Annotated in this window: 25 protein-coding genes; 6 read left to right on the top strand and 19 right to left on the bottom strand. The window is 65.8% G+C overall.

The genetic code is table 11. The features are described from left to right. Positions 1-175: 175 nt before the first annotated feature. The 3 genes from MPE_RS21170 to MPE_RS24160 form a co-directional block, all read right to left on the bottom strand. Positions 176-1,597: a DNA cytosine methyltransferase gene (locus tag MPE_RS21170; protein WP_011831703.1), complete on the bottom strand. Its 1,422-nt coding sequence runs from the start codon at positions 1,595-1,597 to the stop codon at positions 176-178. Positions 1,598-1,738: 141 nt separating this feature from the next. Then, complete coding sequence (locus MPE_RS21165; protein ID WP_011831702.1) at positions 1,739-2,266, bottom strand: hypothetical protein; 528 nt, start codon at positions 2,264-2,266, stop codon at positions 1,739-1,741. A gap of 155 nt (positions 2,267-2,421) precedes the next feature. Further along, positions 2,422-2,784: a hypothetical protein gene (locus tag MPE_RS24160; protein WP_041930397.1), complete on the bottom strand. Its 363-nt coding sequence runs from the start codon at positions 2,782-2,784 to the stop codon at positions 2,422-2,424. Positions 2,785-2,935: 151 nt separating this feature from the next. Here MPE_RS24160 and MPE_RS21155 point away from each other — a divergent pair, with 151 nt between their 5' ends. After that, entirely contained in the window at positions 2,936-3,166 is a 231-nt protein-coding gene (locus MPE_RS21155) for a hypothetical protein (protein WP_041930396.1), read from the top strand. Positions 3,167-3,300: 134 nt separating this feature from the next. Here the strand turns inward: MPE_RS21155 and MPE_RS21150 are convergent, their stop codons facing one another. The 8 genes from MPE_RS21150 to MPE_RS21115 form a co-directional block, all read right to left on the bottom strand. Then, on the bottom strand, positions 3,301-4,038 hold the full coding sequence (locus tag MPE_RS21150; RefSeq protein WP_011831700.1) for a hypothetical protein: 738 nt from the start codon (positions 4,036-4,038) through the stop codon (positions 3,301-3,303). Between the two features lie 112 nt (positions 4,039-4,150). Next, positions 4,151-5,176, bottom strand: coding sequence for a phosphoadenosine phosphosulfate reductase domain-containing protein (locus tag MPE_RS21145; protein WP_011831699.1), 1,026 nt, complete (start codon positions 5,174-5,176; stop codon positions 4,151-4,153). A 144-nt stretch (positions 5,177-5,320) separates the two neighbouring features. Continuing rightward, positions 5,321-5,692 (bottom strand): hypothetical protein, encoded by a 372-nt coding sequence (locus tag MPE_RS21140; RefSeq protein WP_041930395.1) that lies wholly within the window; start codon positions 5,690-5,692, stop codon positions 5,321-5,323. A gap of 227 nt (positions 5,693-5,919) precedes the next feature. Further along, the gene (locus tag MPE_RS21135; RefSeq protein ID WP_011831697.1) at positions 5,920-6,327 is read right to left on the bottom strand and encodes a hypothetical protein; all 408 of its coding nucleotides are present in this window, start codon (positions 6,325-6,327) and stop codon (positions 5,920-5,922) included. Further along, positions 6,328-6,540: a hypothetical protein gene (locus MPE_RS21130; RefSeq protein ID WP_041930394.1), complete on the bottom strand. Its 213-nt coding sequence runs from the start codon at positions 6,538-6,540 to the stop codon at positions 6,328-6,330. 140 nt (positions 6,541-6,680) lie between these two features. Next, positions 6,681-8,339, bottom strand: a complete 1,659-nt coding sequence (locus MPE_RS21125; protein WP_148211114.1) for a hypothetical protein — start codon at positions 8,337-8,339, stop codon at positions 6,681-6,683. A gap of 352 nt (positions 8,340-8,691) precedes the next feature. Then, positions 8,692-9,111: a hypothetical protein gene (locus MPE_RS21120; RefSeq protein ID WP_011831695.1), complete on the bottom strand. Its 420-nt coding sequence runs from the start codon at positions 9,109-9,111 to the stop codon at positions 8,692-8,694. A gap of 119 nt (positions 9,112-9,230) precedes the next feature. After that, positions 9,231-10,196 (bottom strand): deazapurine DNA modification protein DpdA family protein, encoded by a 966-nt coding sequence (locus tag MPE_RS21115; RefSeq protein WP_011831694.1) that lies wholly within the window; start codon positions 10,194-10,196, stop codon positions 9,231-9,233. A gap of 306 nt (positions 10,197-10,502) precedes the next feature. Here MPE_RS21115 and MPE_RS23575 point away from each other — a divergent pair, with 306 nt between their 5' ends. Then, positions 10,503-10,727, top strand: a complete 225-nt coding sequence (locus MPE_RS23575; protein ID WP_112183012.1) for a DUF1289 domain-containing protein — start codon at positions 10,503-10,505, stop codon at positions 10,725-10,727. Positions 10,728-10,780: 53 nt separating this feature from the next. Here MPE_RS23575 and MPE_RS23025 read toward each other — a convergent pair whose 3' ends face one another. Continuing rightward, positions 10,781-12,454, bottom strand: a complete 1,674-nt coding sequence (locus MPE_RS23025) for a DUF4942 domain-containing protein (protein WP_011831692.1) — start codon at positions 12,452-12,454, stop codon at positions 10,781-10,783. Between the two features lie 224 nt (positions 12,455-12,678). Between MPE_RS23025 and MPE_RS21100 the strand changes: the two genes are divergently transcribed. From MPE_RS21100 to MPE_RS21090, 3 genes are read left to right on the top strand one after another with little or no spacing between them, the layout of a single operon-like run. Beyond that, positions 12,679-14,784, top strand: a complete 2,106-nt coding sequence (locus MPE_RS21100) for a tellurite resistance TerB family protein (protein ID WP_041930393.1) — start codon at positions 12,679-12,681, stop codon at positions 14,782-14,784. Then, a complete protein-coding gene (locus MPE_RS21095) occupies positions 14,781-16,118 on the top strand; it encodes an ATP-binding protein (protein WP_011831690.1) in 1,338 nt (445 codons plus the stop codon). The genes MPE_RS21100 and MPE_RS21095 overlap by 4 nt, the downstream gene beginning before the upstream one ends. Before the next feature lie 10 nt (positions 16,119-16,128). Then, positions 16,129-18,333, top strand: coding sequence for a DEAD/DEAH box helicase (locus tag MPE_RS21090; protein ID WP_011831689.1), 2,205 nt, complete (start codon positions 16,129-16,131; stop codon positions 18,331-18,333). Positions 18,334-18,371: 38 nt separating this feature from the next. On the opposite strand, the gene MPE_RS21085 is transcribed toward MPE_RS21090, so the two are convergent. From MPE_RS21085 to MPE_RS21055, 7 genes are all read right to left on the bottom strand, one after another. Next, positions 18,372-18,722, bottom strand: a complete 351-nt coding sequence (locus MPE_RS21085; RefSeq protein WP_011831688.1) for a hypothetical protein — start codon at positions 18,720-18,722, stop codon at positions 18,372-18,374. A gap of 2 nt (positions 18,723-18,724) precedes the next feature. Then, the gene (locus tag MPE_RS21080; RefSeq protein WP_011831687.1) at positions 18,725-19,072 is read right to left on the bottom strand and encodes a hypothetical protein; all 348 of its coding nucleotides are present in this window, start codon (positions 19,070-19,072) and stop codon (positions 18,725-18,727) included. A gap of 160 nt (positions 19,073-19,232) precedes the next feature. Continuing rightward, on the bottom strand, positions 19,233-19,751 hold the full coding sequence (locus tag MPE_RS23020) for a hypothetical protein (protein WP_011831686.1): 519 nt from the start codon (positions 19,749-19,751) through the stop codon (positions 19,233-19,235). 252 nt (positions 19,752-20,003) lie between these two features. Beyond that, on the bottom strand, positions 20,004-20,381 hold the full coding sequence (locus MPE_RS21070; RefSeq protein ID WP_011831685.1) for a hypothetical protein: 378 nt from the start codon (positions 20,379-20,381) through the stop codon (positions 20,004-20,006). Positions 20,382-20,501: 120 nt separating this feature from the next. Then, entirely contained in the window at positions 20,502-20,888 is a 387-nt protein-coding gene (locus MPE_RS21065; protein WP_011831684.1) for a hypothetical protein, read from the bottom strand. A gap of 78 nt (positions 20,889-20,966) precedes the next feature. Further along, positions 20,967-21,464, bottom strand: a complete 498-nt coding sequence (locus MPE_RS21060; protein WP_011831683.1) for a flagellar hook-length control protein — start codon at positions 21,462-21,464, stop codon at positions 20,967-20,969. After that, positions 21,461-21,853, bottom strand: a complete 393-nt coding sequence (locus tag MPE_RS21055; protein ID WP_011831682.1) for a hypothetical protein — start codon at positions 21,851-21,853, stop codon at positions 21,461-21,463. The genes MPE_RS21060 and MPE_RS21055 overlap by 4 nt, the downstream gene beginning before the upstream one ends. Positions 21,854-21,984: 131 nt before the next feature. Here MPE_RS21055 and MPE_RS21050 point away from each other — a divergent pair, with 131 nt between their 5' ends. After that, positions 21,985-22,341, top strand: a complete 357-nt coding sequence (locus MPE_RS21050; protein WP_011831681.1) for a hypothetical protein — start codon at positions 21,985-21,987, stop codon at positions 22,339-22,341. The last annotated feature ends 49 nt before the right edge of the window (positions 22,342-22,390 follow it).

The raw sequence follows: 22,390 nt of genomic DNA, 5'->3' as shown, positions 1-22,390 counted from the left end.
ACAGGCAGAGTGACGGCGGCGGCGGTCGCCGCAGGCGCGGGTCAAGGCGGCGGTCTCCGCAACCGAGATCCGGGAAGTTGTGACAATAGATGTGGAGAATTTCCACAACTCATCACCGGAAAGAAAAGCGCCACCGAGTCCGAAGACCAGGTGGCGCGATGGCTTGAGCCTGAGGTCAGGCTGCCTTGAGCTCGCGGAGCGCGAAGGGTTGGATCGAAGCCTCAGCCTCACTGGCAAAGCGTTTGAGCGCCTGGCCGAGCAGCTTGAAGATCGAGATGAACGGCGGAACCGTGACGGATTGTCCGAGAGCCTCGTGCCCGAAGGTCAGGCCGACACCTTCGACCAGATCCTCCCAGACACCCTTGCAGCGCGCGTGTTCACGCACTGTGGGCAGCCTCAGAAGGTTGCTGTCGTCCGGATGCTTCCAGAAACTGCCAGAACTCTGGCGCTTCCACAAGGACTTGTTCAGGCAAGGCACCTTCTCGCTGTCGGGCGTGAGCACCGTCATCTTGAAGTTGTTGCCTTTGGCCTCGTCGCGGGCACGCTTGTCCTTCAGGTAGGCCATCTCGCTCCAGCACGGCGCGTCCACCGGCACTTCGTCCATGATCTCGCCGAGACGGCGACTCACGGGCTCCGGCCGCTCTAGGCCGTCGAAGCTGAACTCGATCCCCTTGGTCACCGCCACGACACACAGGCGCTCCCGGTGCTCGAGCACGTTCCATTCGGCCGAGTTGACGATCGTCTCGTGGACGTCGTATCCCAGGTCCCGCAGCTGGTTGCGCAGGATGAACATCGAAGCAGAGGTTCCCCAGACGGGGACGTTCTCCAGCACGATGGCCGACGGGTTCACCTTGGCGATGATGGCGAGGAAGGCCACGATCAGGTGACCGACTTCGGGGTGCGCTTCCGCGTGCGAGGCGCCCCGCTTCGCGCGCCCTGCCCTGCTTGCGCCGGAACAAGGGATGCCGCCGACCAGAACGTCCACCTTCGGCAAGCGGCTCATCGCCCACTCGTCGAACGCGAGCTCCTGCATCGGCGCCGTCAGGGTCACGGTGTGCTGGTCCACGATCGGGTTGTGATCGCACATGTGCTCGACGCAGTCTTCCCGGATCTCGTTCGCGAAGGCCAGGCGGCACTCCACGCCGGCCTGTTCAAGGCCCTCGTGCGCCGCACGGTCAAGCACCCCGATGCCGCTCGAAACCGAGCCGGTGGAAAGGGTTCCGTTCGCCAGTCCGTCCTTCAGCCGAATGACGCGCTCGCGCGCGCGCAGTTCGGAGGCCAGCGGCAGGATGCTGATGACACCCTCCTGGACGATCACGCGGACCGCCTCGATACCCGTGAAGATGTCGAGCAGTTCCTTGCTGTTGATGTCGATGACCGGGATCTGCCGGTCGCCGCGCTGCTTGCCAGAGACGATGCGAACACCATCTTCGACCGCCTCCAGCACCAGGAGTGCCCGGCCGGTGTCGACACGCGTGTTGAAGCGCGTGCCCGGCAGGAAACCTCCCTTGGTCGGCTCCCTGCCCTCCAGCCAGAGCCGTGGCGAACCACGGTGGCTGCCAATCTTGCGTACTGCGTAGGTATGCAGTGAAGTCATGAATCTCTCCTTGCATGGTCCAGGGCGGAATTGCCCTGATACGAGGGGATCGCCCACACCCGAACACACGCGGCCCAAGGGCGACCAGGCAAGAAGAAAAAGCCCCGGCATCAAGAGATGCGCGGGGCTTGGGGGGTTGGGTCAGTCGGCCGAGGCGCTCGCGCGTTCGGCTTCCAGGTAGCTGCGAAGCGTGGCCTTGACGCTGTCGAACGCGTTGCCGCTGAAGTACATGCCGGCGAAGTCACCCGTCGTGACGCCCAGGTGATCCTGGATCATCCGGCAGGCCTCGTCGAGCGCGGCGTGCGTTGCGGCATCGAGGATCGACTCATCGGCCCTGCTCTCGATCTGTTCGGCGTCGAAGCCGGCGGCCTTGGCCAGATCCCAGGCGCTGTTGAAGAGCGCCAGGTCGGCATCGCTTTGCTCCTGGGTGCAGGCGCCGGACTCCACATCGGACGGGAAGAGAATCTCCCGCCCCTGCGTCGCCTCGAAGGCCTCGGCCATCGCCATGTTCGCGTCGCAGAAGTCGTGCGAGGCGCAAACCAGCGGGTCTGTCGAGGCGGCGTTGCGCGCGACAACTTCCGCCATCTCCTCCGGGCTCAGCCATTCGTGCAACTTGGCAGCGAACGCCATCGCCAGGATGTAGGCCCGGACGGGCTTGGGGGTGCTCATTAGGTTTGGATCTCCAGTTGAACCGGAGCGCGGGATGCGCTCTCTCTTGGCACTGGGGTGATCGGGCACACGCACTGCGACGCCACCAAAGAGAAAACCCCGTCACGCAAAGCGATGACGGGGCGGGCCTGGCCGGAGGCCGGGCAGATTGAGGATCAGGCGGTCGCGAGTGCCTCCAGCCCGCGGCGGACGATCTCGCGCTTCTTCGTGAGGGTGAGCAGCGTCTCGTTGGTGATCGTGTCGCCGAAGTCGTGGCTTCGGATGGCCCGCTCCACGAGATCGCGCGGCGCACCGTACACCTGCTCCGGGAAGGTCAGGCGCCCCATGTCCTGGTTCTGCGACAGCGTGGGCTTGGAGCAAGCGCGAACCCGCACCCCGATGCCCAGGCAGTAGGCCCGGGCGTGCCTCTCGGCCTCGGCGGGATCGACGCCCCAGGTGAACAGGTAGACCGTCTTGGTGAACCCCAGCGGGCCGGCGTGCACCTCGTCCTCGAGGTGGACTGTGACGAAGTAGATCATTGGTTTCCTTGGTAATGGAAGCGCACCCATTGCGCTTGCTTGACGAAACCGGGATGACGAACAGGTGAGTGGAGTTGAGTATGCGTCGGTGATAGGCATTCCCGTGAGCAAGGCAGCATCCCGCTGCAGCACCCACCACTGGAGATTCCACATGCAAGTCATCATGTACCGTGAACGGGAGGTGCCGGGCGTCGGGGCCCTCGAAGACATCCTGCTCGTCACCGACGGGCGCGGCGAGCTCAAGAGCAACTGCGTCCCCGGCTCCGCCAAGGCGCTCGCCGACCAGGCGGTCTTCTTCGGCCGCCCGAGCAACGCCGAGAAGATGTCCGAGCAGGCCTTCAAGATCCTGATCGACCGCCTGAATTCGCAGGCGGTCAACTGATCGACGCCGAACCCACCCACGGCCGCCCCTTACCCGGGCGGCCGTTTCCTTTTGCGCCAAAGAAAAAGGGTCCGCGCGCGAGCGCAGACCCTGGGCAGGATCGAGGCAGAGCCCCGTTCTTGCGTGGTTGACCATCAAGCCCTGGCTGGAGGAAGCTGGAGCGTGTAGGCGTCCAGGATGCCGACCTGGTTCGGGTTCGGGCCGGAGACCAGCGGCAGGCCGCAGGCCATGAAGGGTTCGATCGCGTCCAGGTCGCGCGAGCTGCAGACGACGTGTTCGCCGGCCAGCGCGCGTGCCACATAGCCGCACTGCGCGATCGACGGCAGCGCGATGCGCTCGCCTTCGACCACCAGCGTGGGCGTTTCGCCGTAGGTTGCGGCCATGTTGGCCTTGTTCTCGGCTCCCATGGTCTCGAACTTCAGGGCGTTCAGGTAGTCCGCGACCCAGGCTTGCGGCCAGCGGATCTCGCACTCGCCAGAGTCGCCCCACCGGGAGACCGTCGCCATGCCGGCGCCAGGCATCCCGTTCAGCTGCAGCTTGCACTGGCCGCTCGGCGCGGTCACACGCAGGACGGACAGGATCGAGGTCTTGTAGTGCCGATGGATGCTCGGCACCACCAGGCCGATCTTGCGCTTGCCGCGGCCCTGGACGCACCACATCTCGTCGGCGCCGTGATGGGTGCTCTTGCGTGCGCCGATGACGCGAAGCCGGGACGACGAGTCGTCGACAGCGCGGTCCAGCAGCACCTGCGTCGCCACCATGATCACTGCCTGGGGCATCGTGAACTTGGCCACCTCGGCGCAGGAGGCTTGCTCGACCATCAGGTTGAGTGCGACGCCGCCCTCGCTGGGCACCAGTTGGTTGTTGCTCATGAAGATCTCCTTGAAACAGGCGGAATTGCCATGCTCGAGGTGATGAAGATCACCGATCAGGAAAAGAAAGGCCCTGGGGCGTCCGAAGACGCGCACCAGGGCGGGAGGGTGATCAGGTCGGGCCGCAGCCTTCCCCGTAGGCCCCTGCAGGCAGGGTCCAGTTCTCGACGATGATCGGCTCGTTGTACTCGGTGGACATGGCCAGCGCGATGAGGCGCTCGTCCATGTTGTACGGCGTGCCGGCGGCGACGAGTTGCTCGACGCTGAGCGTTCGGTGGATCGTGACCTTGAACTGCTGTTCGTAGTCGACGATGCGGATCACCTTCTTCGGCGCGATCTTCGCGGCGCTCGCCCACTGGTCCTTGCTCCCGAAGATACAGAGCATGCACGAGGCACGTCCCCAACCAAGCCTGTAGCAAGGGTGCGGAGCTATGCGCCAGCGCTCGATGATCTCCCAGACTTGCTGCTCCGTCCACGCATGGACGGGGCGCCAGTGGTCGATCCATCGCTTGATGCGTGCGCCTGTGCGGTTGTCGGTGCGGTGCGGCTCGAACGTCTGGTACTTCGCCCGCGATGCGGACTCCTGCGCTCGCTCACCGGTGATCACCAGTGTCTTGCCTTGCACGAACTTTGGATTGTTCGTGATGTAGGCAGCGCCGACGCCGATCTTGAGATACGAGCTGCACCAGCGCACGTTCAGCGAAGCAGCCAGCTGCGGAAACTTCATTCGCGTGCCCACCGGACCTTCGCCTCCGATCGCCACCATGTCGTTGCCGACCGGGACCATCGTGGGCGCTGTCGGCTGGCCGTTGCGCAGCATCTCGCGTTCGAAGCCGCCTTGCTTCCAGCTGAACGTGATGGGAATGCCCATCGCGTCGGCGAAGGCCTTGCAGTAGGCCTCGGTCACCGGCCAATCCATCAGCTCGGAGCCTTCGCGGCCGTCGATCAGGTGGTGGTGCAATTCGATGCGTTCCTTCGGGACGCCGAGCTCGAGCAGGTGCAGCACGCACGCGACCGAGTCCTTGCCACCGGAGAAGAAGATGAGCACGCGCTCGTAGTCGAGCGGGTTCACCGTTTGGAGGTCTTTCGCCCCCTCCTGCGGCTCTTCGAGAGCCAGCTCGTGTTGATCAAAGCCCATGAGGACCTCCTTGGAGATAGGGCGCGGGATGCGTCCTTGTCCTGCGGGATGCGATACGCGCGCACGCAAGAAAAAAGGCCACACCCCATGGGGGTGCGGCCTCTCGGATTGCTTGCAACGAAGCTGGGTCAGAGACCCGTTACGTCACTGCATCGCACGACACTTCGCCAGGATCTCCCGGTGGGTCAGGTCGATTCGGTCGATCAGCCTGTAGAAGCGCCAACCGTCTCGAGCCAGGATCACACCGGTCTGGCCGAAGACCAGGTCGGGGAGCCTGAACGACTCGGTTTGACCGTGTCCGTAGCGGCCGACAGGCGGTGTCTTGGAACACAGCATGTCGTTCCACTCCTGACGGCCGATCGGTTTCGGCGGCTGAACGAACTCCTTCTCGATCAGTCGCTGCGCCGCTTCCCAGGACGAGACGACCTCGGCATCCGGGTACCGCTCGCGCATGCCGTCGAGCGTTTCCTGGCCGTAGATCGACATCCCGGTGTCGGGGTCGACGTAGTCGATCAACGCTCTTGCAGAGACGCTGAGGGCGACGTGGCATTCAGTCAGTTCCATTGTCTAATCGGACTCCTAGTTGCCCAAGGGCGGGATTGCTCTTGGTAGAGGAGTAATGCCTAACAGGTAGGTGTACTGCGAAAGAGTATAGGCGATACTGGCAGTGTCCGACTGGGCCGAAGGGCTGTGCGCGGAAAAAAAGAAGCCCACCGGATCAAGGATCACGGCGGGCGTCTCGGTCAAGCTGGCTGAGCGTCGTACTCGGCCAGGAGGCGATCAGCCTCTGCGTGCGATAGCTCGCGCGCGTTGATGCGCTGCACCAGGTCGGTCAGGAAGTTGCCCCGCTGAAACAGCGAAGTCCCCTGAAGCCGGTCCAGTGCACCGGGGTCGTGGCGGAAGAATCCGTCATCGGCAGCTGCCGAGACGAGCTCGTCCTGCGTGTTGAAGATGCTGTGGCCGGAGAAGCCACGCTCATCGAAACGCTGCATCCGCCACTTGCCGGGTTCCGTCATGTCGGGCAACAAGAACACCCAGCGCTGACCCGACTCGCAGGTCAGGATCGCGCCGTTGCTCACATCGCCGATCGAAGCGGTCCTTTCGGCCCGCTTGCGACGGAACTCGGCGAGCAGGTCGTCGAGCGAGTCCATTCAGTTCAGGTGCTGACCGTCGATGACGGGCAGGCCTTCCTTGTTGGAGGGGCGCTGGCGCAGGAGCGCCGGGACACGACCTTCGCGGACGCACTGAGCGGACTTGGCGCGCAGCGATTGACGGTCGACCAGGTACCACGCCGCGTTGTTGCCGCGGGTGTCGCCCAGGTCCGCTTGCGACTGAACAGAAATGCCGTTGAGGTTTGCGTACATGAGAAGTTCCTCCAGAAGGAAGGGTTGATGGGTACACGGAGAGGAGGAACAGGTAGCGATAAAGCAAAGAAAAAGCCGCCCAGGTCGATGTGACCGGGCGGCTTTGAGGGTTGGCCAGAGGATCTGGCTGCAGGCTTGCGTTAGGACTTGTCGATGGACCACCAGCCGCGGAACTCGGCTTCTCCGTCATCGGATGTCACCAGGAGCTCGCCCTGGTTGAAGCCGTTGCGGATCAGATGCTCCACGTGCTCCTCGGCGGACTCGTTCAGAGCGCTCGGAGCGCCGTCGCCGCGCAGATGCCAGCGGACGCGGTGTTGCAGGATCTCGGTGAACGAATCCTCGTTGCCGTCTCCGGCGTATGGGCGGTTGTGGCGTGCCCAGACACGCTCGCCGGGCTCATAGTCGACGTGCTGGCCGTAAGCGGTGACGACGACTTCGTAGAAGCCATCCATCGCGCTGCCGGCTGCGTACGCCTTCGCTGCTTCCAGCGTTGTGAAGCCGTCCAGGCCGCCATCGTTCGACTCCGGGCCTTCCCAGCGCGCCTTCGTCGAATAGCCTTCGACGTCGAACCAGCCTTCGCTGGTGTCACGCTGCTTCTTGACGCCTCCCGGCGCCGCCCAGTTGGGCAGTCGCAGGGTCAGCTGCACTTCGGGCGCCCAGGTTTGGTAGTCGTCGGGGACGGAGTTGTCGTAGATCGACTCCTCGAGGTCGTCCATCGCGACGCGGTCGAGGTCGACCCAGCCACCCAGTTCGTTGCGGATCTGTGCGTGGATCACGCCTTCGTCGTCGCCGCCCAGACGGAAAACCCAGCGGGTCTCCGAACGGGTCTTGCCGATGAAGATGTGCTCCCATCCGTGCGCCACCAGGTAGTTCGCGAAACGATCCTCGTTTGCGTGTGCCAGAGCGAATCTGTCGATCCACTCCTGCTGCCGTTCACCGACCGTGTCGAAGTTCACCTTGTAGTGCGCCCCGACCCACTCCGCGACTTCAGCCAGATCCACCGGGTGGCCAGTGGAAGCCTTCGGCCCCTTCACGAGCAGCTGCTCGTTGTTTCGGTCGAACGACTCGATCCGGGCGTACTCCGCCGGCGATCGCTCGCGCACCAGAGCCAGCGCCTTCGCGGCCGCCGAGGCCGGGTTGCGAACTGCCTCGCGGATGACGAAGAGCCAGGCCTCGTCGTCGCCAGGGAACACCATCGAGTCGTCCTCTCGCTGGATCTGCAGTTCAACGCCATCGGCATCGAACAGGTTCCAGCCCTGCTGCCCCGCCTCGCGGCGCTGCGCTGCCGTCAGACCGTTGTCATCGGCGTCATCCTTCGGCTGGTCGGCCTCGGACTTCGCGACGAGATCGCCGGAAGCGTTGAGCTCCATGCCCAGCACATCGCGCGCCGACTGGAGCCATTCGTTGACGATGACGTCGATGTTCGGCTGCTTGGTCCAGATGGGGTTCTGGGAGCCGAGCGCAAACAGCGTCTTGTACAGCTGGTCGTAGGTCGGCTGACCCTGAATCGCTGCGCCATCCTTCTGCCCGGTCTTCGCTTCGCGGATCGCGGTGAGCACCTGGTGGGTCACACCGGTCTCGTCGACGACGCGGTCGAAGTCTGCGCCGTGCGCGAGGCGGTCGAGGACGCTGGAAACGAGCTCCAGCGCTTGCAGCATCGTGGCCGAGGCGGACTCGACGTGCGACGCTGCGGCCTGGACGGAGCCGGCCGGCTGCTGACCGAGCGATGCAAGCATCGCGTGCCAGTTCCGGTGGCCCTCCGCTGCTGCGAGGATCTCGCGCGCCTGGTCGATGACCATGGCGGCGCCGTTCTTGGTGAAGCCCAGGGTGTTGGCCTTGGACATGATGCGCTTCGCGCGCTTTTCGATTTGAGTCTTGCTCATGGGATTTCCTTTCCTTGTGAGTCGGCCAGGCCGACGGATGTGGGGAGCGCGAGTTGCCACGCCAGGCCCGGCCTTGAAGGTCCGGAATCGGTGTGGTGTGGGTGGTGGTGGCCTTGCGGCCGGTGCTGGTCTTTCTCCATTCCCCGAGGTGGGGCGCGCTCAGAGCGAGGCCAGGTGAGAGGTGATGAGCAACAGGGGGACGCACGCGCGTCCTGGCGCAAGAAGGAAAAGCCCCGGAAGCGCAGAAGCGCGACCGGGGCGAGAGGGGTTAGCAGTCCAGATCGGACGCGTCGACGTCGACGCTGACCTTGGCCTGCACGTCCTTGACGCGGCCCGACCAGCTGTGTCGCAGCTCGGGGTCGCTCAAGTCGTCCAGGGCGTGATTCAGCGCCTGCTCCGCGCTGTCGGCGGTGACCGACACCTCCACGGTGACCGTGAAGTCGGGGCCTGCGAGTTCGATTTCGGCGTCTTCCAGCACGGCCAGATGCTCGGCAAGGCGACGATCCATTCCGGCGTCGCAGGCGGCCTGGCGCAGCTCGGCGAGCGTCATGTTGTCGAAGCCGCTGAAGCCGCGGCGCAGGAACGAAACGAGGTGGCTGTCGTCGCGATCGCCGGTGTAGCTGTTGGCCAGGTCTTGCGCCAGGGCGGCAATGACGGTTTCGCGGGCGGTTTGGATGATGGTGTTCATGGGATCTCCGTTGGGAGGTCGAGACGTTCGACCCTTGCAGGCTGGTGATGGCCAACAGGCAAGGCGAGAAAGAAGAAGCCCCGGCTGCGGTGTGCAGTCGGGGCTTGAGGGGGTTGTGGTCAGGCGAACAGGCCGAGCCGGTACTGGTCACCCGCGGCGGGCTTCAGTCGTTGGGCTGCTGCCGACATCCAGCGCGTCATCTCTTTCGAGCGGTGCGCGAGCGTGTTGGACACGCCGGTGCGATGCGCTTTCACGCGGGCTCCGAAGTCGTAGGCCATGCTGTCGCAGCTTCCGACCCAGTCCAGCATCTTCAGCTCCGAAAGGCATGCGCCCTTCACGCCGAACATGTGTACCTTCGAGCCGCTCGGAAGCTGGCCTTCGAGTGCCGCCAGGATGGCATGCAGACCATGCGTCGGGTGGTTCAGGCTGCGCCGGCACACAGAGCCGACACCGATGAGCGCGGGCGCGGCAAGCCATGGCTCCCAGCGTTGCCAGACCTGCATCAGCAGATCGAGGCTGCGCATGTAGTCGCTGGCCGACCAGCCCTGCAGAACAGGGACCGGAGGCCGCACCAGACTCGCCACCACGCTGGGCGACGAGGTCTTCGCCAGCTCGTTCTGCCAGTCGTAGACGATACGCAGGCACCCCTCGAGCAGCGTGGCGGTCGCGTTGATGCGGTAGTCGATCTCGCTTTGCGAAGCGGAAATCTCCGGCTCACAGCAAAGATCGGGCTGGCTATACCAGCTGCACCCGCTGAGGTTGGCCATCTCCAGGTACTGGGCGTACGTCCACGGGAAGATGCCGGCCATGCCGGCCTGCTTGCCCTTGGACTGCCACAGCTTCATCGCGGTGTAGCCGGCCGAATCGAGCGCGAAGTCGAGCTCGGTCAGATCGGTGTACTCGGGGAACTTGAACTCTTGCGACTTCAGGTCCCAGAAGGCGTTGGCCGACACCATCACCGGGTAGCCTTGCTCGAAGGCGTGGAAGGCGAGCTTGCCGCCTTTGTGCGGAACGCCGACGCGCATGACCATCTCGTCGTCGAGCACCGCATTGACCTGCCTGACAGGCATGCCGGGTTTATCCATCGGGAATCTCCTTGGGTTGTGCGGCTTGCGGCCGCGGTTGCAGGGTCCAGGGGGATGCGCAACAGGAGGCGCGACGCGAAGCGTTCAGCTACAGCCTGAATCGGATCGGTGTTGACAGGCTTATTGCTACGTGTACAATGTCGAACATTCGCTAGTGCAGAACCGACGCCGCAATGACTGGAGCGGCAACCATGGGAACCCGTGCCCCAGCGCTAGCAGAAAACGTCATCGCGCGAACGCCGCGAATGTCCGGAAGCAGAGCCCGCGCCAGAAATGGCGGCGGGCTTTTCTTATGGGCGAGGAGGAATGCAGGTCACCGTGTCAGCCGAACAACTCACCCCAAGCCAGCAGCGGCCGGCCTCGCCATGCGTCGGCGTATGCCGCATCGAACAAGCATCCGGGCTGTGCGCGGGCTGTCTCCGCACGCTTGACGAGATCGCCGCATGGTCGAAGCTCGACGAAACCGGGCGCGAACGCGTATGGGTCCAGCTGGACGAGCGCCGTCTGCCCGGAGCGCGGCGCGCAGCTTGAGGAAGGCGAAGAAAAAGGCCGCCCGGTGTGGGCGGCCTTGAGAGGGTTGGCGATCAGGCCAGCGCGAGCTGTCCCTGCGACTTTTCCGCAGCGGACGTTGCAGCCTTGAGCTGGAGCGCCGGGTCCGGCTTGTCGATCACGGCGACGACGGTGTTGACCATCGTGCCCGACTCCTTGAACGAGCCTGCAGGCAGGTCGATCAGCTCGCCGAACTCGGCCACGTATTGCCGGAACTGCGTGCTGTACTTGTCGCTGTTGAACTTCACGCCGGCGGCCATGACGGCCACGAGACGCCCGCCGGGCTTCAGGAAGTGGACCGCGTGCATCACGTGAGCGATGTCCTGGTGCTTCGAGAAAGGCGGGTTCATCACCACGGCGTCGAATTCCGGCTCCACTCGGGTCTCGAGGAAGTCGGCCTGCGACAGCGAGCAGCCGAACTGGTACAGGTGCGAGACGTTGCTCTCCATCAGCTCGATCGCTTTCACGGTGCAGCCCTCGTCGAGCAGCGCCTTGACGATCGCGCCGCGGCCGGCCGAGGGCTCCAGCACGCGCATGCCGGGCTTCAGCTCCGCCATCACGATCAGCTCCTTCACCACCGCCTCGGGCGTCGGGAAGAAGCCGAAGTCGTCCGGCTCGGCGTAGGCGCCTTCACGCATGCATCGCCTCAGACTGCTTTCCAGCCAGGTGGCTGACAGGCCTTCGAACACGTGCGCCTTCAGGCCGCTGTTCCACGCACCGCCCAAGGAAGAAAGGACGCGTGCGACCTCTTCGTAGACCAGGCGATCGAGTCGGGGCAGGCCTTCGAGTCGGTTCTCGACCTGGCGCGCCGCGCGCAGTGCCGTCAGGGCCGCCGGCGAGATGCTGCGCTTGCCGGGGGCAGGCGCGGGCTTCGGCCGGTGGACAGGGTTGCGGATGTCGGTGGCGATGGCGTCCGGGAAACGGCTGCCGAGCACCATGTTCATCTTGTCGACCAGGTCCTGGCGCTTGAACACGACGTGAGCCGTGCCGGTCTTCTTGAACCACTTGACCGTGAAGTACCCGTCCTCGAGCACGTCCGAGCCTTCCGGCTGCACACGACGCCCGAGAGCGTCGTCCCAGTAGTCCGCCGGGCGGTCGGCCAGGTGGATCCTGTTCCTCATGCCGTTGCGAACGTCAGGCTCCGGCTTCCCGTCCAGCACGCACATGGCGCGCAGAAGGTCGTCCAGCACGTCGCACCGGCGAGAGTTCAGGAACATGCCCTTGTCGGTCCACAGGTTCGCCAGGATGATCTTCTTGCCGAAGGCCATCGGGCTGTTGGTCTTGTGGTCCCAGGACAGCGAACGGAACACAGCGACCACGCCGTCGACGAACATCTCGCCACGCTGGGCGTAGAGCGCCTTGAACGTGGACGTGACGTTGTCGAGCGTGAGCTCCGGGACGTCGTTGTTGATGATGTTGGTGTCCCACTTGTCGCGGTCGGCGCTCGCCATGAAAGAGCGGATGCCCGACTCCAGCAGCAGCTTGGCCCAGATGCCCGAGTCGATCTCACGGATCGCTTCCGGCAGTCCGTCGCGCTCGAAGAGCCGACAGTCGCGGCCGCCCAGAAGGGACCGCAGTTGCGAGCCGCAGAGCCCCGCGATCTCCCCGTCGACCTCGTTGACGGTGTCGAAAAGAGCCTTCAGCCGTGCGACCGCGGCGTCGCGCTTGGCGACGACGTTCTCGATGCTGATTGATTTGATGAGTTCCATCTGATCTCCATTGAAAGGAGGCGCGGGATTGCGCCTTGCAGAGCGGAGATCGGTCACACACGCACCTACCTGCGATGCCGTGGAATGCGCAATCCAGCTTGCGGCTATTGTATCTTGCCGATACTGTGCGCGTATTGTGATGTGTTAGAATGCGCAGACCACGCCACAACCCACCCGCCGCTCAACACGGCGGATCACCCGCGACCACCCCAACCCGCCAAAGCATGCAGGCCGCAGAGCTCAGCACCGACATACGCAACGAGAACCAGAGCCCGGGCGGCTTCACCGTACCCAAGCCGCCGCAGTACCCGGCGCCTCGCTGGGTACCCAAGGGCGAGGTCATCCGTGCGGGCGGGCTGGAGATCGGCGGGATGGTCTACTTTGGCACCCCGCCGGCCGGCGGCTCGGGCGCGGAACTGTCGCTGATCGACCCGACGCTGCAGGTGGCTGCCGTCGGGGACTTCTTCAGGGTCTCGCTCGCGCTACGCGCCAGCTACAAGGCGCTGACGCCTGCGGAGCGCCGCGGCTACCTCGCCTGGCTCGCTCAGGGTCGCAATCACCCGGACGTCGACGCCCGGTTGGTGTTCCTCTACTTCTACGGCCTCGAACGAAGGCTCACCGTCGACGTCCACGAGGGCAAGTGCTCGCCGGCGGAGATTCCTGCGCTGCTTGAAGAACTGGATCGGCTTCGAGCCGTCTACGGCGCGCGCGAACAGGCGCTGGCAACCGCGGTGGAGAGCCTGAGCTACTGGGTGCAGAACACCGGCTGCCCGCCAGCTCTGTACGCGCAGAAGGATCCGGCGTTTCGCAAGGCCCACGGGCTGCGCGCCTACACCCAGATCGCCGTGGGCCAGGCAGCGGCGGCCGGCGTGCCGCTGTCGGCGAGCTTGGCCAGAACATGGTCCATCGAAGCCGGCAGTTCCTACCTGCGTGCCGACGTACGCCTGCACCGCAACGAGTTCTACGGCCTCTTCGAAGACCTGTACGCCGGCGTGCACGGCGCCGGCGTGGTTCTGCCGCGGACAGGCAAGCCGATCAAGCTCCACTACAGCCCCCGCTCGATCGGGCTGATGGAGCACCCTGCCCTGGCGCGCGAACTGCCCGGAACCATCGACCCGACCGACTTCAAGGACCACCTCGCCAAGGTCAAGGCGATCTTCGACGCGGCATCGGCCGAGGTGGAGCGGTACGCGAAACTGGTCGTTCGATCGCCTCACCTGCTTGGCACGCTGGACTACCTCCAGCAGCTGCCCACCAGGCTGTGGCCGCAGAAGACCAAGGACGCCATGCGCGCCCTGATCCAGCATGCCGCCGAGGGCCTGCGCCCATTCCAGGCATCGGCGCTCGTGCAATCGATCGACCCCGAAGCCAGATACTCGAAAGCGGCCGCGGCTGGTGCCCAAGCACTGCTGGAGGGTGTCGGCCTGAGCACCTACCCTCCCCTCCTGATTGGTGGCACCCGAGCCATCAAGGCCGACGCCAGCGTGGTGCTCGTGCCCTCGCAGCTGCTGAAGGGCGACTGCGCCGAGGCGGCGGCGGTGGAGCGCGCGCGCATCGCGCTGGCTTCGGCGGTCACCGTGCTGACAGCCGACAAGGCCATCGAGGCGCACCAGGCGCAGTGGCTGGAGGCGAGCCTGGAGGGCTGGCACGAAGAGCCGCTTCGCGCGAGCATCCAGCTTCGCGCAGCACTGCGGATCGCCATCGCGGACCCGCAGGGGCTCGCAGCAATCAAGAAGGATGCCCAGCCCCTGGACGAAGACCAGCGGCGCGCCGTCGGCGACTTTGCGGTGCGCGCAGTGGCGTGCACAGGAGAACCTAGCCCGGCACAGGTGAAGCTGCTGACGAAGCTGCTCACGACCCTGGGGCTGGATGGCAAGACAGTGCCGGCGCAGCTGCATGCAGCGGCCGCCGGCGGCGCTCCGCGCAAGGCTGATGCACCGCTGGCCCTGGACGCGGCTCGCATCGCCGCGCTGCACTCGGATACCGCGCGCGTGGCCGCGATGCTGTCCAGCATCTTCGTCGACGACGAGCGCGAGGAGGATCCCCCGCAAGCCGTCGCGACTCCGCAAGCCGCGGCAGCAGGGGACACACCGCCTGCCGAGACCCTGCTGGGCCTCGATGCCGCACACAGCGCCCTGGCCGCACAGCTGATGGAGCGCAGCTCCTGGAGCGCCGCCGAAATCGCCGCTGCCGCCGCCGCGCTGGACCTCATGCCGGCCGGCGCGATCGAGCGCATCAACGAAGCCTGCTTCGATACACACGACTTCCCGTTCACCGAGGGCGATGACCCGGTGGAGATCAACCCCGAGATCCTGGAGATCCTTCGATGACAACCATCCGCACCAAGGACCGCGACGCGGTCATCCAATCGCTGCGCGCCGGCGTCGTGCCGCGCGCCGGCCAGCACCTGATCCAGGTCGGCCGTGCTCGCGAGGTCGAGACGCTCGTGCACGACATCGAGCGCATCGCCAACGGCGGCTCGGCCTTCCGCATCGTCCTGGGCGAATACGGCGCCGGCAAGAGCTTCTTCCTGGGGCTGGTTCGCTCCGTCGCGCTGGAGAAGAAGCTGGTCGTGGCCTCGGCCGACCTGAACCCGGATCGCCGGCTGCACGCCAGCGGCGGCCAGGCGCGATCGCTCTACGCCGAACTGATGCGCAACCTGTCGACGCGCTCGCGGCCCGACGGCGGCGCGATGGGCGCCATCGTCGAGAAGTTCATCGCCACGGCGAAAGAAGAGGCCAAAGGCGGCGGCGTCACCACCGAGGCGGTCATCCGTCAGCGGCTCGAACAGCTGACCGAGATGGTCAACGGCTTCGACTTCGCCGACGTGATCGCCGCCTACTGCCGCGGCCACGAAGAAGGCAATGAGCAGCTCAAGGCCGACGCCATCCGCTGGCTGCGCGGCGAGTTCACGACCCGCACCGACGCGCGCAGCGCGCTGGGCGTGCGCACCATCGTCGACGACGCCTCGGTGTATGACCAGCTGAAGCTGTTCGCGCGCTTCGTGCGCCTGGCCGGATTCGCCGGCTTGATGATCTGCCTGGACGAGATGGTCAACCTGTACAAGCTGGCCAACAAGCAGGCGCGCGACGCGAACTACGAGCAGCTGCTGCGCATCCTCAACGACTCGCTGCAAGGCAGCGCGGTCGGCCTGGGCTTCGTCCTGGGCGGCACGCCGGAGTTCCTGATGGACACGCGGCGCGGCCTTTACAGCTACCAGGCGCTGCAGAGCCGCTTGGTCCAGAACAGCTACGCCGCCGGCGGCCTGGTGGACTTCAGCGGCCCTGTCGTTCGCCTTGCGGCGCTCACCCCAGAGGACTTCTACGTCCTCTTGCAGAAGATCAGCCACGTGCACGCCCTCGGCGAAGCCGAGAAGCGCCTCATCCCGGATGCGGGCATCAAGGCGTTCATGGAGCACTGCGCCAAGCGCGTCGGCGACGCCTACTTCCGCACGCCGCGCACCACGATCACCTCCTTCATCAACCTGCTGGCCGTGCTCGAGCAGAACCCGGGCGCGCGCTGGGAGGATCTGGTCGGTGCCGTCGACGTCCGCGCTGACGACGGGGCACGCACCGAGCAGGAGGTGGAGCCGGACAGCGGCGACGCGCCCGCGGTGGCTTCGGCGGCCGTCGAAGACGACGAGCTGGCCACGTTCAAGGTCTGAGCGCCAGGCCGTGAGCGACAGCAAGTCCTTCTTCCTGCTGGACGAGAGGATCCGGCGCTTCATCTGGACGCAGGGCTGGGATCAGCTGCGCCCGGCACAGGAAGCGGCCATCCCGCTCATCGTCGAGGCTGATCGCGACGTCATCGTGGCCGCGGCGACCGCCGCCGGCAAGACGGAAGCGGCAATGCTGCCGGCGCTCACGCACCTGCTGCGCCGGGAGCCCGCTGACGGCCTGGTGGTCTACGTCAGCCCGTTGAAGGCGCTGATCAACGACCAGTTCGGCCGCCTCGAGGCCCTGTGCGCCGACCTGGACATCCCTGTGTGGCCCTGGCATGGCGACATTGCGTCGAGCCAGAAGACACGGTTCCTGAAGGCGCCGCGCGGCGTGCTGCTGATCACGCCGGAATCGCTGGAAGCGCTGCTCGTGAACCGTGGCCACGCCATCGCCGGCACGCTGGCGCGCCTAGCCTACGTCGTGATCGACGAGCTGCACTCCTTCATCGGTTCGGAGCGTGGCAAGCAGCTGCAGTCGCTGATGCACCGCATCGACCTGGCGCTCGGGCGTCGCGTGCCGCGCGTGGGGCTGTCCGCCACGCTGGGCGACATGAACATGGCTGCCGACTTCCTGCGCCCGGGCTGCGGCCGCGGAGTGGCGATGGTCAACTCCGGCCGCGGCGCCGGTGAGGTCAAGGTCATCGTCAAGGGCTACGAAGAGCCCTTCGTGCCTCGCGAGGGCGACGCGCGCGGGCCTCGTGAGCCCAGTACGCCGGCCCAGGTGGCGCAGCACATGTACGGCGTCTTGCGCGGCGCGAACAACCTGGTGTTCCCGAACAGCCGGCGCGAGGTCGAGCGCTACACGCACCTGCTGAACAGCCTGTGCAAGGCCGATGGGGTGCCGCCGGAGTTCTGGCCGCACCACGGCAGCCTGTCGAAGGAGATCCGCACGGACACCGAGGCGGCGCTCAAGCGCACCGACGGCGTGGCCACGGCCATCTGCACGAACACGCTCGAGCTCGGCATCGACATCGGCCCGGTCAAGAGCGTCGCCCAGGTCGGGCCGCCATCCTCCGTCGCCGGCCTGCGCCAGCGCCTGGGGCGCTCGGGCCGCCGCAAGGGGGAACCGGCGATCCTGCGCGGCTACTCGATCGAGGACGCAGTCACCGTCGAGTCGGACCTGGACGTGCGCCTGCGCGTCAGCACGGTGCAGCTGGCCGCGATGGTCGGCCTGGCGCTCGAAGGCTGGTTCGAGCCGCCCGTGACGAACGGCGCGCACCTGTCCACCCTCGTGCAGCAGCTGATGTCGCTGATCGCGCAGCGGGGCGGGGTCATGGCCGCCGAGGCCTACCGCGACCTGTGCGGACCGCAGGCGCCCTTCTCGGGCGTCGGCAAGGCCGACTTCGCGGCACTGCTGCGCCACCTGGCCTCCAAGGACCTGATCGTCCAAGAAGAAGCCGGCCTTCTCCTGCATGGTGGCGTCGGCGAGCGCATCGTCAACCACTACAGCTTCTATGCGGCCTTCGCCGCGGAAGAGGAGTACCGCCTCATCTCGGGCGGCAGACCGCTGGGAACGCTGCCGCTGTCGCAGGCATTGGTGGCCGGGCAGCGCATCCTCTTCGCCGGCCGGACCTGGCGCGTCGATGAGGTGGCGGAGAAGGAGCGCACGATCTACGTGACGCAGACGAAGGGCGGCGCACCGCCGCTGTTCACAGGCGAGTCGGGGCGCGTGCACACACGCGTGCGCCAGCGCATGCGCGAGATCCTCCGCGGCGAGGTCGAGCCCGGGTTCCTGGATCCAACCGCTGCTCGCTTCGTGGCCGAGGCCCGGCGCGCCTACGCCGATCTCCAGCTCGACCAGGTCGTGCTGGTGGATTCGGGCGCGCAGGTGCGGCTGTTCACGTGGCTGGGCGACGCTGCGAACGAGGCGATCGTCTTCCTGCTGCTCAGCCGTGGCCTCACGGCCACCCTGGCCGGGCCGGGCATCGACATCCAGAAAGGTGAAATGTCCGAGCAGGGCATCGCCGCGGTCCTCGCCGACCTGGCCGGCTGCGAGATCCCGCAGCCAGAGCAACTCCTGGCCGGCGCCGCGAACATCGACCGAGAGAAGTGGGACTGGGCGCTGCCGGACGTGATGCTGCGCCGCTCCTACGCCAGCTTGCGCCTCGACCCCAACGAGGCGAGCGCCTGGCTGGCCGAACACGCCAAGTCGGCGGCCTGAAAGAGAAAGCCCCTGTCCGAAGACAGGGGCGGAGGGGGTTAGGCCGGCTGTGCCGACGGCTCCATGAAGCCCAGCGCAACAGCGGCGCGTTCGATCTGCTTGCGGACCATCGGGAAGGCCCATTCGCCGTACGCCGCGTTCCGCATGTAGCTCATGCCTTCCGGCCAGCCCACGATGCGGTAGAAGAACGCCTCGTCGTTGCCGACGCGGGTCTCTGCCGTCAGGCGACGCTCGTAGACGATCGAGGCGAACTCATCGTAGCTGGAGACGTCGACCAGGCGGCGAGCCAGTTCGAGGTCACGGGCCGACAGGTACTCCGGCGTTTCCCAGGCGGACTTGCGGACCAGCTTCTTCACGCAGAAGAACGGGTGTTCGGTCTTCTTGGTCATGGTCACTCCAGCCCGCTGGGGATCTGCCGGCCCGTGGCCTGGTGGAGGATCTGGGTCGGAGCGGTCGAGGCACCGCTCAAGGGGGCGTTCCGGCGGCGGTAGATCTGCAACTGTCCCTTGAGCAGCGCGTCCCAGGCCTCGTCTTCCGCGTCCTTGCTGAGCTTGGTGATCAGGTGGGCGTCGACGACGCGATACAGCCCGTCGTTCTGAAAGGTCAACTCTCCCAGGCCGACGGCGCTCGCGTAGACGGATGTCCCGGCGAGGTATCCCTCGGCCTTCCAAGCGCGCCAGACTTCGATTGCGGTTGCGCCCAGAGAGGGCCTGGCCGTGGTGGTGGTGATGGTGTTCATGAAACTCCTTGGGTGTGAGGCAGGATTGCCGTTACAGACCCGAGATGAAGAACAGGTGCGACTAGGCGCAGTGACGTGATCGCATGCGCTCGGCGGCGCCGAGAGCACCAAAGAGAAAGACCCCGCCAGCATGGCTGGAGGGGTCTTCGAGGTTGCAAGCTCAGAAGAACTTGAACTTGAATTGCAGCGCGACCGCGCCGTCGACTGCGCCGTCGAGCGAGGGGATGTACGTCAGGTTGACACCCACGCGCTTGTACTCGGCCGACAGGACAGGCAGGACAGCAGGGAAGAAGCCGCCTTGCATCTGGTCGGGGTAGCCGTTGACGACACCGACAGCCAGACCAGCCTTCAGCGAGAGCTCGCCGAAGTTGTAGGTCGTGACGTCCGGGGTCCACACGCCTTGGATGTACGTGCTCCGCTTGAAGACGGAGTTCTTGTACGTGCCGACGGCGAGCGTCCAGTTGCGGTCGATGCCGTACTCGATGCCGATGCCGGTGTTGGTCTCGTTGTAGCCGCCCTTGGGGGCGAACTGGTCCGAGGTGTGCTTGGAGAAGAAGCCGCTGGTGACCCAGAAGTTGCCACCTTCTTCCTGCTCGACCGGCTCGGCCGCCGAAGCGGAACCCGAGAAGACGAGGAAGGCGAAAGCAGCGAGGGCGGCGATGGTGATGCGTTGGAACATGACTGAAAACTCCTAGTGGGTTGAAGAGGTGCGCCGGCGGCGCATTTGCTTTACGAGAGGTGATGTCGAACACCCAGACGGAAGCCTCTTCTATCCAGTCGCATACCTAACACGTCGCAATACGGCCAGTGTATCTATCGACACTTGTTTATGTGTAACGAGAGGCGGGGAGGCTCGGCGTAGCGCGCTGGCGCCGTGAACGAGTGCGCAAAGAAAACGCCCCGGCAGATGTCTGCTCGGGGCGTGGAGGGGTTAGGTCGACTGCTTGGTGCGCAGGGAGCGAACCTCGCGGTAGCCCGCGTTGCGTTCGGCGCCTTCGGCCGAGCTCAGCGCCAGGCGGACACGTTCGGTGGCACGCGGCGCGTTGGCGGCGGCCAGCAGGTCGCGGGCCTCGCGCAGCTTGGCGATCGCCAGGCTGACCATGTCGCGTTCGGTCGCGGTGCCGGTGCCGTTCAGGGCGGCCGAGGCGCGTTGCGCCTGCTCCCAGCTGCCGACATCCATGCCGTTGTTGTAGGCCGACTCGGTGTCGTCGTAGTCCTCTTCAGTCGGCGCCGTCTGCGGCGCCTGGGCGATGATGGTCTTCAGCGCGTTCTCCAGTACGGCGACGCGGCTGGCCAGTGCTTTGCTCATTTGGGTTCTCCGGGGTTGAAGGCGCGGAACTGCGCCTGGTACCCCGGTGATGCGACACGCGCAGGCACAAAAGAGAAGCCCCTCGCTGACCGAAGTCAGGAGGGGCGTGGGGGTTGCGTCTCAATGAGACAGAGCCGCTTCGCGGTGCCGGTGTGCCGGCTGCGCGTGCGGGTTGAGTGCCGAGAAGTCCAGGTCCGCCGGACCGTAGAACTCGGCCATCGACAGCAGCTCCAGCTGGAAGCTGTCCTCGTTCGAGCAGACGACGAGCTGACGCTCGCAGTCGCTGTAGGTCATGATCTGCATGCCCGCGACGTCGACGAAGACGCCGAAGTACCAGGCGTCGTGCAGCGTGCGGTAGACCTGCCAACCACATTGCGTCAGACGGCGCTCGTAGGCGCGCGCACCGCCGCGCACGAAGCCGAGTTGCGCATCGGCCTCTTCGTTCATCAACACCGTGTTGCCGCGGGCGTTGATGGTTCGCGATTGAACGACTTCTTCGTTCGTCATAGCGTGTACTCCGTTGGGTTGCTCAAGCACCATTGCCCGAGTACCACGGTGACGAAATACACGCGAACGGAAACAGAATCAGCGATCGCCTTGAGCGTCGTCGGAGGCAGCGTCAGGCGACGCTTGCTCCAGCGGAAGAACTGCCATCGCGCCAGATCGTGTGGCGGGCGCGCGATAGACGGCAGGCGCGGCCGGCGGTACCGGCGAGGGCGCGTGTCGATCGACCCGCGAAGCAGCAGGGGCGGCTTCGGTCCTGGCCGCAGCAGGCTCTTGACGCTTCGGAAGGATCTCGCCGAGCTTGGGCGTCGTGACGCCGATCAGCTTGGACCCTGCGTCCACCGCATCGCCCAGCATGCCCGCGGTGTCCTTGGCCGCCGTCCAGCCCGAGTCGGCCGCCTTGGAGATCGTTCCGGCCAGCTCGCCAGCAGAGTCGACTGCACGCGTGGCGGCCTGCGCGCCGGGGCGAACGGCCTGGGCAGCGCTGTCGATCGTCAGAGGGCCTGGCTTGTCGTGTGCCGCTTTCAGCAGCACGCCGCCGGCCAGAACCGCGGCACCGAGGAGAATGAGTCGAATCACTTGCGAGGCCTGCGCTTGGGTCGAGGAAGAGGTTCGGGTAGATCGCGCGGACAGATCTCGAGCAGGTCTTCCGGGCGATCTGGCATGTCGATGCCGGCATCGGCCAGGATCGAAAGGACGGCCTCGATGTAGTCGGAGAACTCGGCGTGATCGAGAGAGGTAGTGCTGATCGCCTGCAGCGCAACGACGCCATCGGCGCCCCGGACCTCTTCCAGGCCCAGGATCTGTTCCTTGAACTCGTTGTGCAGGTACTTCTGCGCCTGGACAGGCGTGCCAGCCGGGAGGGTCGCGCGCGCGGCGTGCCGGATGATTGACCAGTAGTAGCGCCGCTGGATGGGGGACTGCTGCAGCGGTGCTGCGGCAGGCTGGGGCGGTGCGGACTGGCTCACCCCAGAATCATATCAGTATCCGTTCTCCGCATCTAGCGTATCGTGACGTGTAGTAGGGCTGTGCGGTCTCATCGCTCATGTGGTGCATCCCCTTGCGTACGAACCAACACCCCCTCCACCGGAGCCACCACATGAACCTCGATCTGCACACCGCAGCAGCAGCTTCTGAGCCGACCCTTCTCGCGCAGGTTTGCGAGCAGTACGGCCTGGATCCGGCGCTGCGAGACATCTCGGAGACCTTCTGCGGCCAGTTCCATGTGGACGGGCCCGAAGACCCCGCGCGCGTCGCGCTCATCTCGGCTTTCGAGCTCGGGACGGCCGGAGCGCACGGGGCGGTCTGGGATCGAGAGCATCCGCCGCACGATGCGGTGATCGACAAGCTGGCAAGTCGCCTGCTCCAGACCTTCTGGGGCAACATCCGGGAGGTCGCACCATCGACCAAGCCGGACGACATCTCCAAGCTCATCCGATCCTCGCTGCTGCACTGATGCTCCAGACGCCGCCCGCCGTGACCTCACCGTCCGGCGGGCTTCGTCT

The sequence above is a fragment of the Methylibium petroleiphilum PM1 genome (assembly GCF_000015725.1).
Classification (GTDB): domain Bacteria; phylum Pseudomonadota; class Gammaproteobacteria; order Burkholderiales; family Burkholderiaceae_C; genus Methylibium; species Methylibium petroleiphilum.
Note: the sequence above shows the minus strand (reverse complement) of the source record. Positions and strands in the feature narration are given on the sequence as shown.

Excerpts from the sequence above, each read along its gene's own strand:
- MPE_RS21085 (WP_011831688.1), bottom strand. The coding sequence starts at position 18,722 with ATGACCAAGAAGACCGAACACCCGTTCTTCTGCGTGAAGAAGCTGGTC.
- MPE_RS21130 (WP_041930394.1), bottom strand. The coding sequence starts at position 6,540 with ATGTACGCAAACCTCAACGGCATTTCTGTTCAGTCGCAAGCGGACCTG.
- MPE_RS21100 (WP_041930393.1), top strand. The coding sequence starts at position 12,679 with ATGCAGGCCGCAGAGCTCAGCACCGACATACGCAACGAGAACCAGAGC.
- MPE_RS21125 (WP_148211114.1), bottom strand. The coding sequence starts at position 8,339 with ATGGTCATCGACCAGGCGCGCGAGATCCTCGCAGCAGCGGAGGGCCAC.
- MPE_RS21070 (WP_011831685.1), bottom strand. The coding sequence starts at position 20,381 with ATGAGCAAAGCACTGGCCAGCCGCGTCGCCGTACTGGAGAACGCGCTG.
- MPE_RS21170 (WP_011831703.1), bottom strand. The coding sequence starts at position 1,597 with ATGACTTCACTGCATACCTACGCAGTACGCAAGATTGGCAGCCACCGT.
- MPE_RS23025 (WP_011831692.1), bottom strand. The coding sequence starts at position 12,454 with ATGGAACTCATCAAATCAATCAGCATCGAGAACGTCGTCGCCAAGCGC.
- MPE_RS21135 (WP_011831697.1), bottom strand. The coding sequence starts at position 6,327 with ATGGACTCGCTCGACGACCTGCTCGCCGAGTTCCGTCGCAAGCGGGCC.
- MPE_RS23020 (WP_011831686.1), bottom strand. The coding sequence starts at position 19,751 with ATGTTCCAACGCATCACCATCGCCGCCCTCGCTGCTTTCGCCTTCCTC.
- MPE_RS21095 (WP_011831690.1), top strand. The coding sequence starts at position 14,781 with ATGACAACCATCCGCACCAAGGACCGCGACGCGGTCATCCAATCGCTG.
- MPE_RS23575 (WP_112183012.1), top strand. The coding sequence starts at position 10,503 with ATGCAGGTCACCGTGTCAGCCGAACAACTCACCCCAAGCCAGCAGCGG.
- MPE_RS21165 (WP_011831702.1), bottom strand. The coding sequence starts at position 2,266 with ATGAGCACCCCCAAGCCCGTCCGGGCCTACATCCTGGCGATGGCGTTC.
- MPE_RS21120 (WP_011831695.1), bottom strand. The coding sequence starts at position 9,111 with ATGAACACCATCATCCAAACCGCCCGCGAAACCGTCATTGCCGCCCTG.
- MPE_RS21065 (WP_011831684.1), bottom strand. The coding sequence starts at position 20,888 with ATGACGAACGAAGAAGTCGTTCAATCGCGAACCATCAACGCCCGCGGC.
- MPE_RS21115 (WP_011831694.1), bottom strand. The coding sequence starts at position 10,196 with ATGGATAAACCCGGCATGCCTGTCAGGCAGGTCAATGCGGTGCTCGAC.
- MPE_RS21145 (WP_011831699.1), bottom strand. The coding sequence starts at position 5,176 with ATGGGCTTTGATCAACACGAGCTGGCTCTCGAAGAGCCGCAGGAGGGG.
- MPE_RS21050 (WP_011831681.1), top strand. The coding sequence starts at position 21,985 with ATGAACCTCGATCTGCACACCGCAGCAGCAGCTTCTGAGCCGACCCTT.
- MPE_RS21150 (WP_011831700.1), bottom strand. The coding sequence starts at position 4,038 with ATGAGCAACAACCAACTGGTGCCCAGCGAGGGCGGCGTCGCACTCAAC.
- MPE_RS21080 (WP_011831687.1), bottom strand. The coding sequence starts at position 19,072 with ATGAACACCATCACCACCACCACGGCCAGGCCCTCTCTGGGCGCAACC.
- MPE_RS24160 (WP_041930397.1), bottom strand. The coding sequence starts at position 2,784 with ATGATCTACTTCGTCACAGTCCACCTCGAGGACGAGGTGCACGCCGGC.
- MPE_RS21155 (WP_041930396.1), top strand. The coding sequence starts at position 2,936 with ATGCAAGTCATCATGTACCGTGAACGGGAGGTGCCGGGCGTCGGGGCC.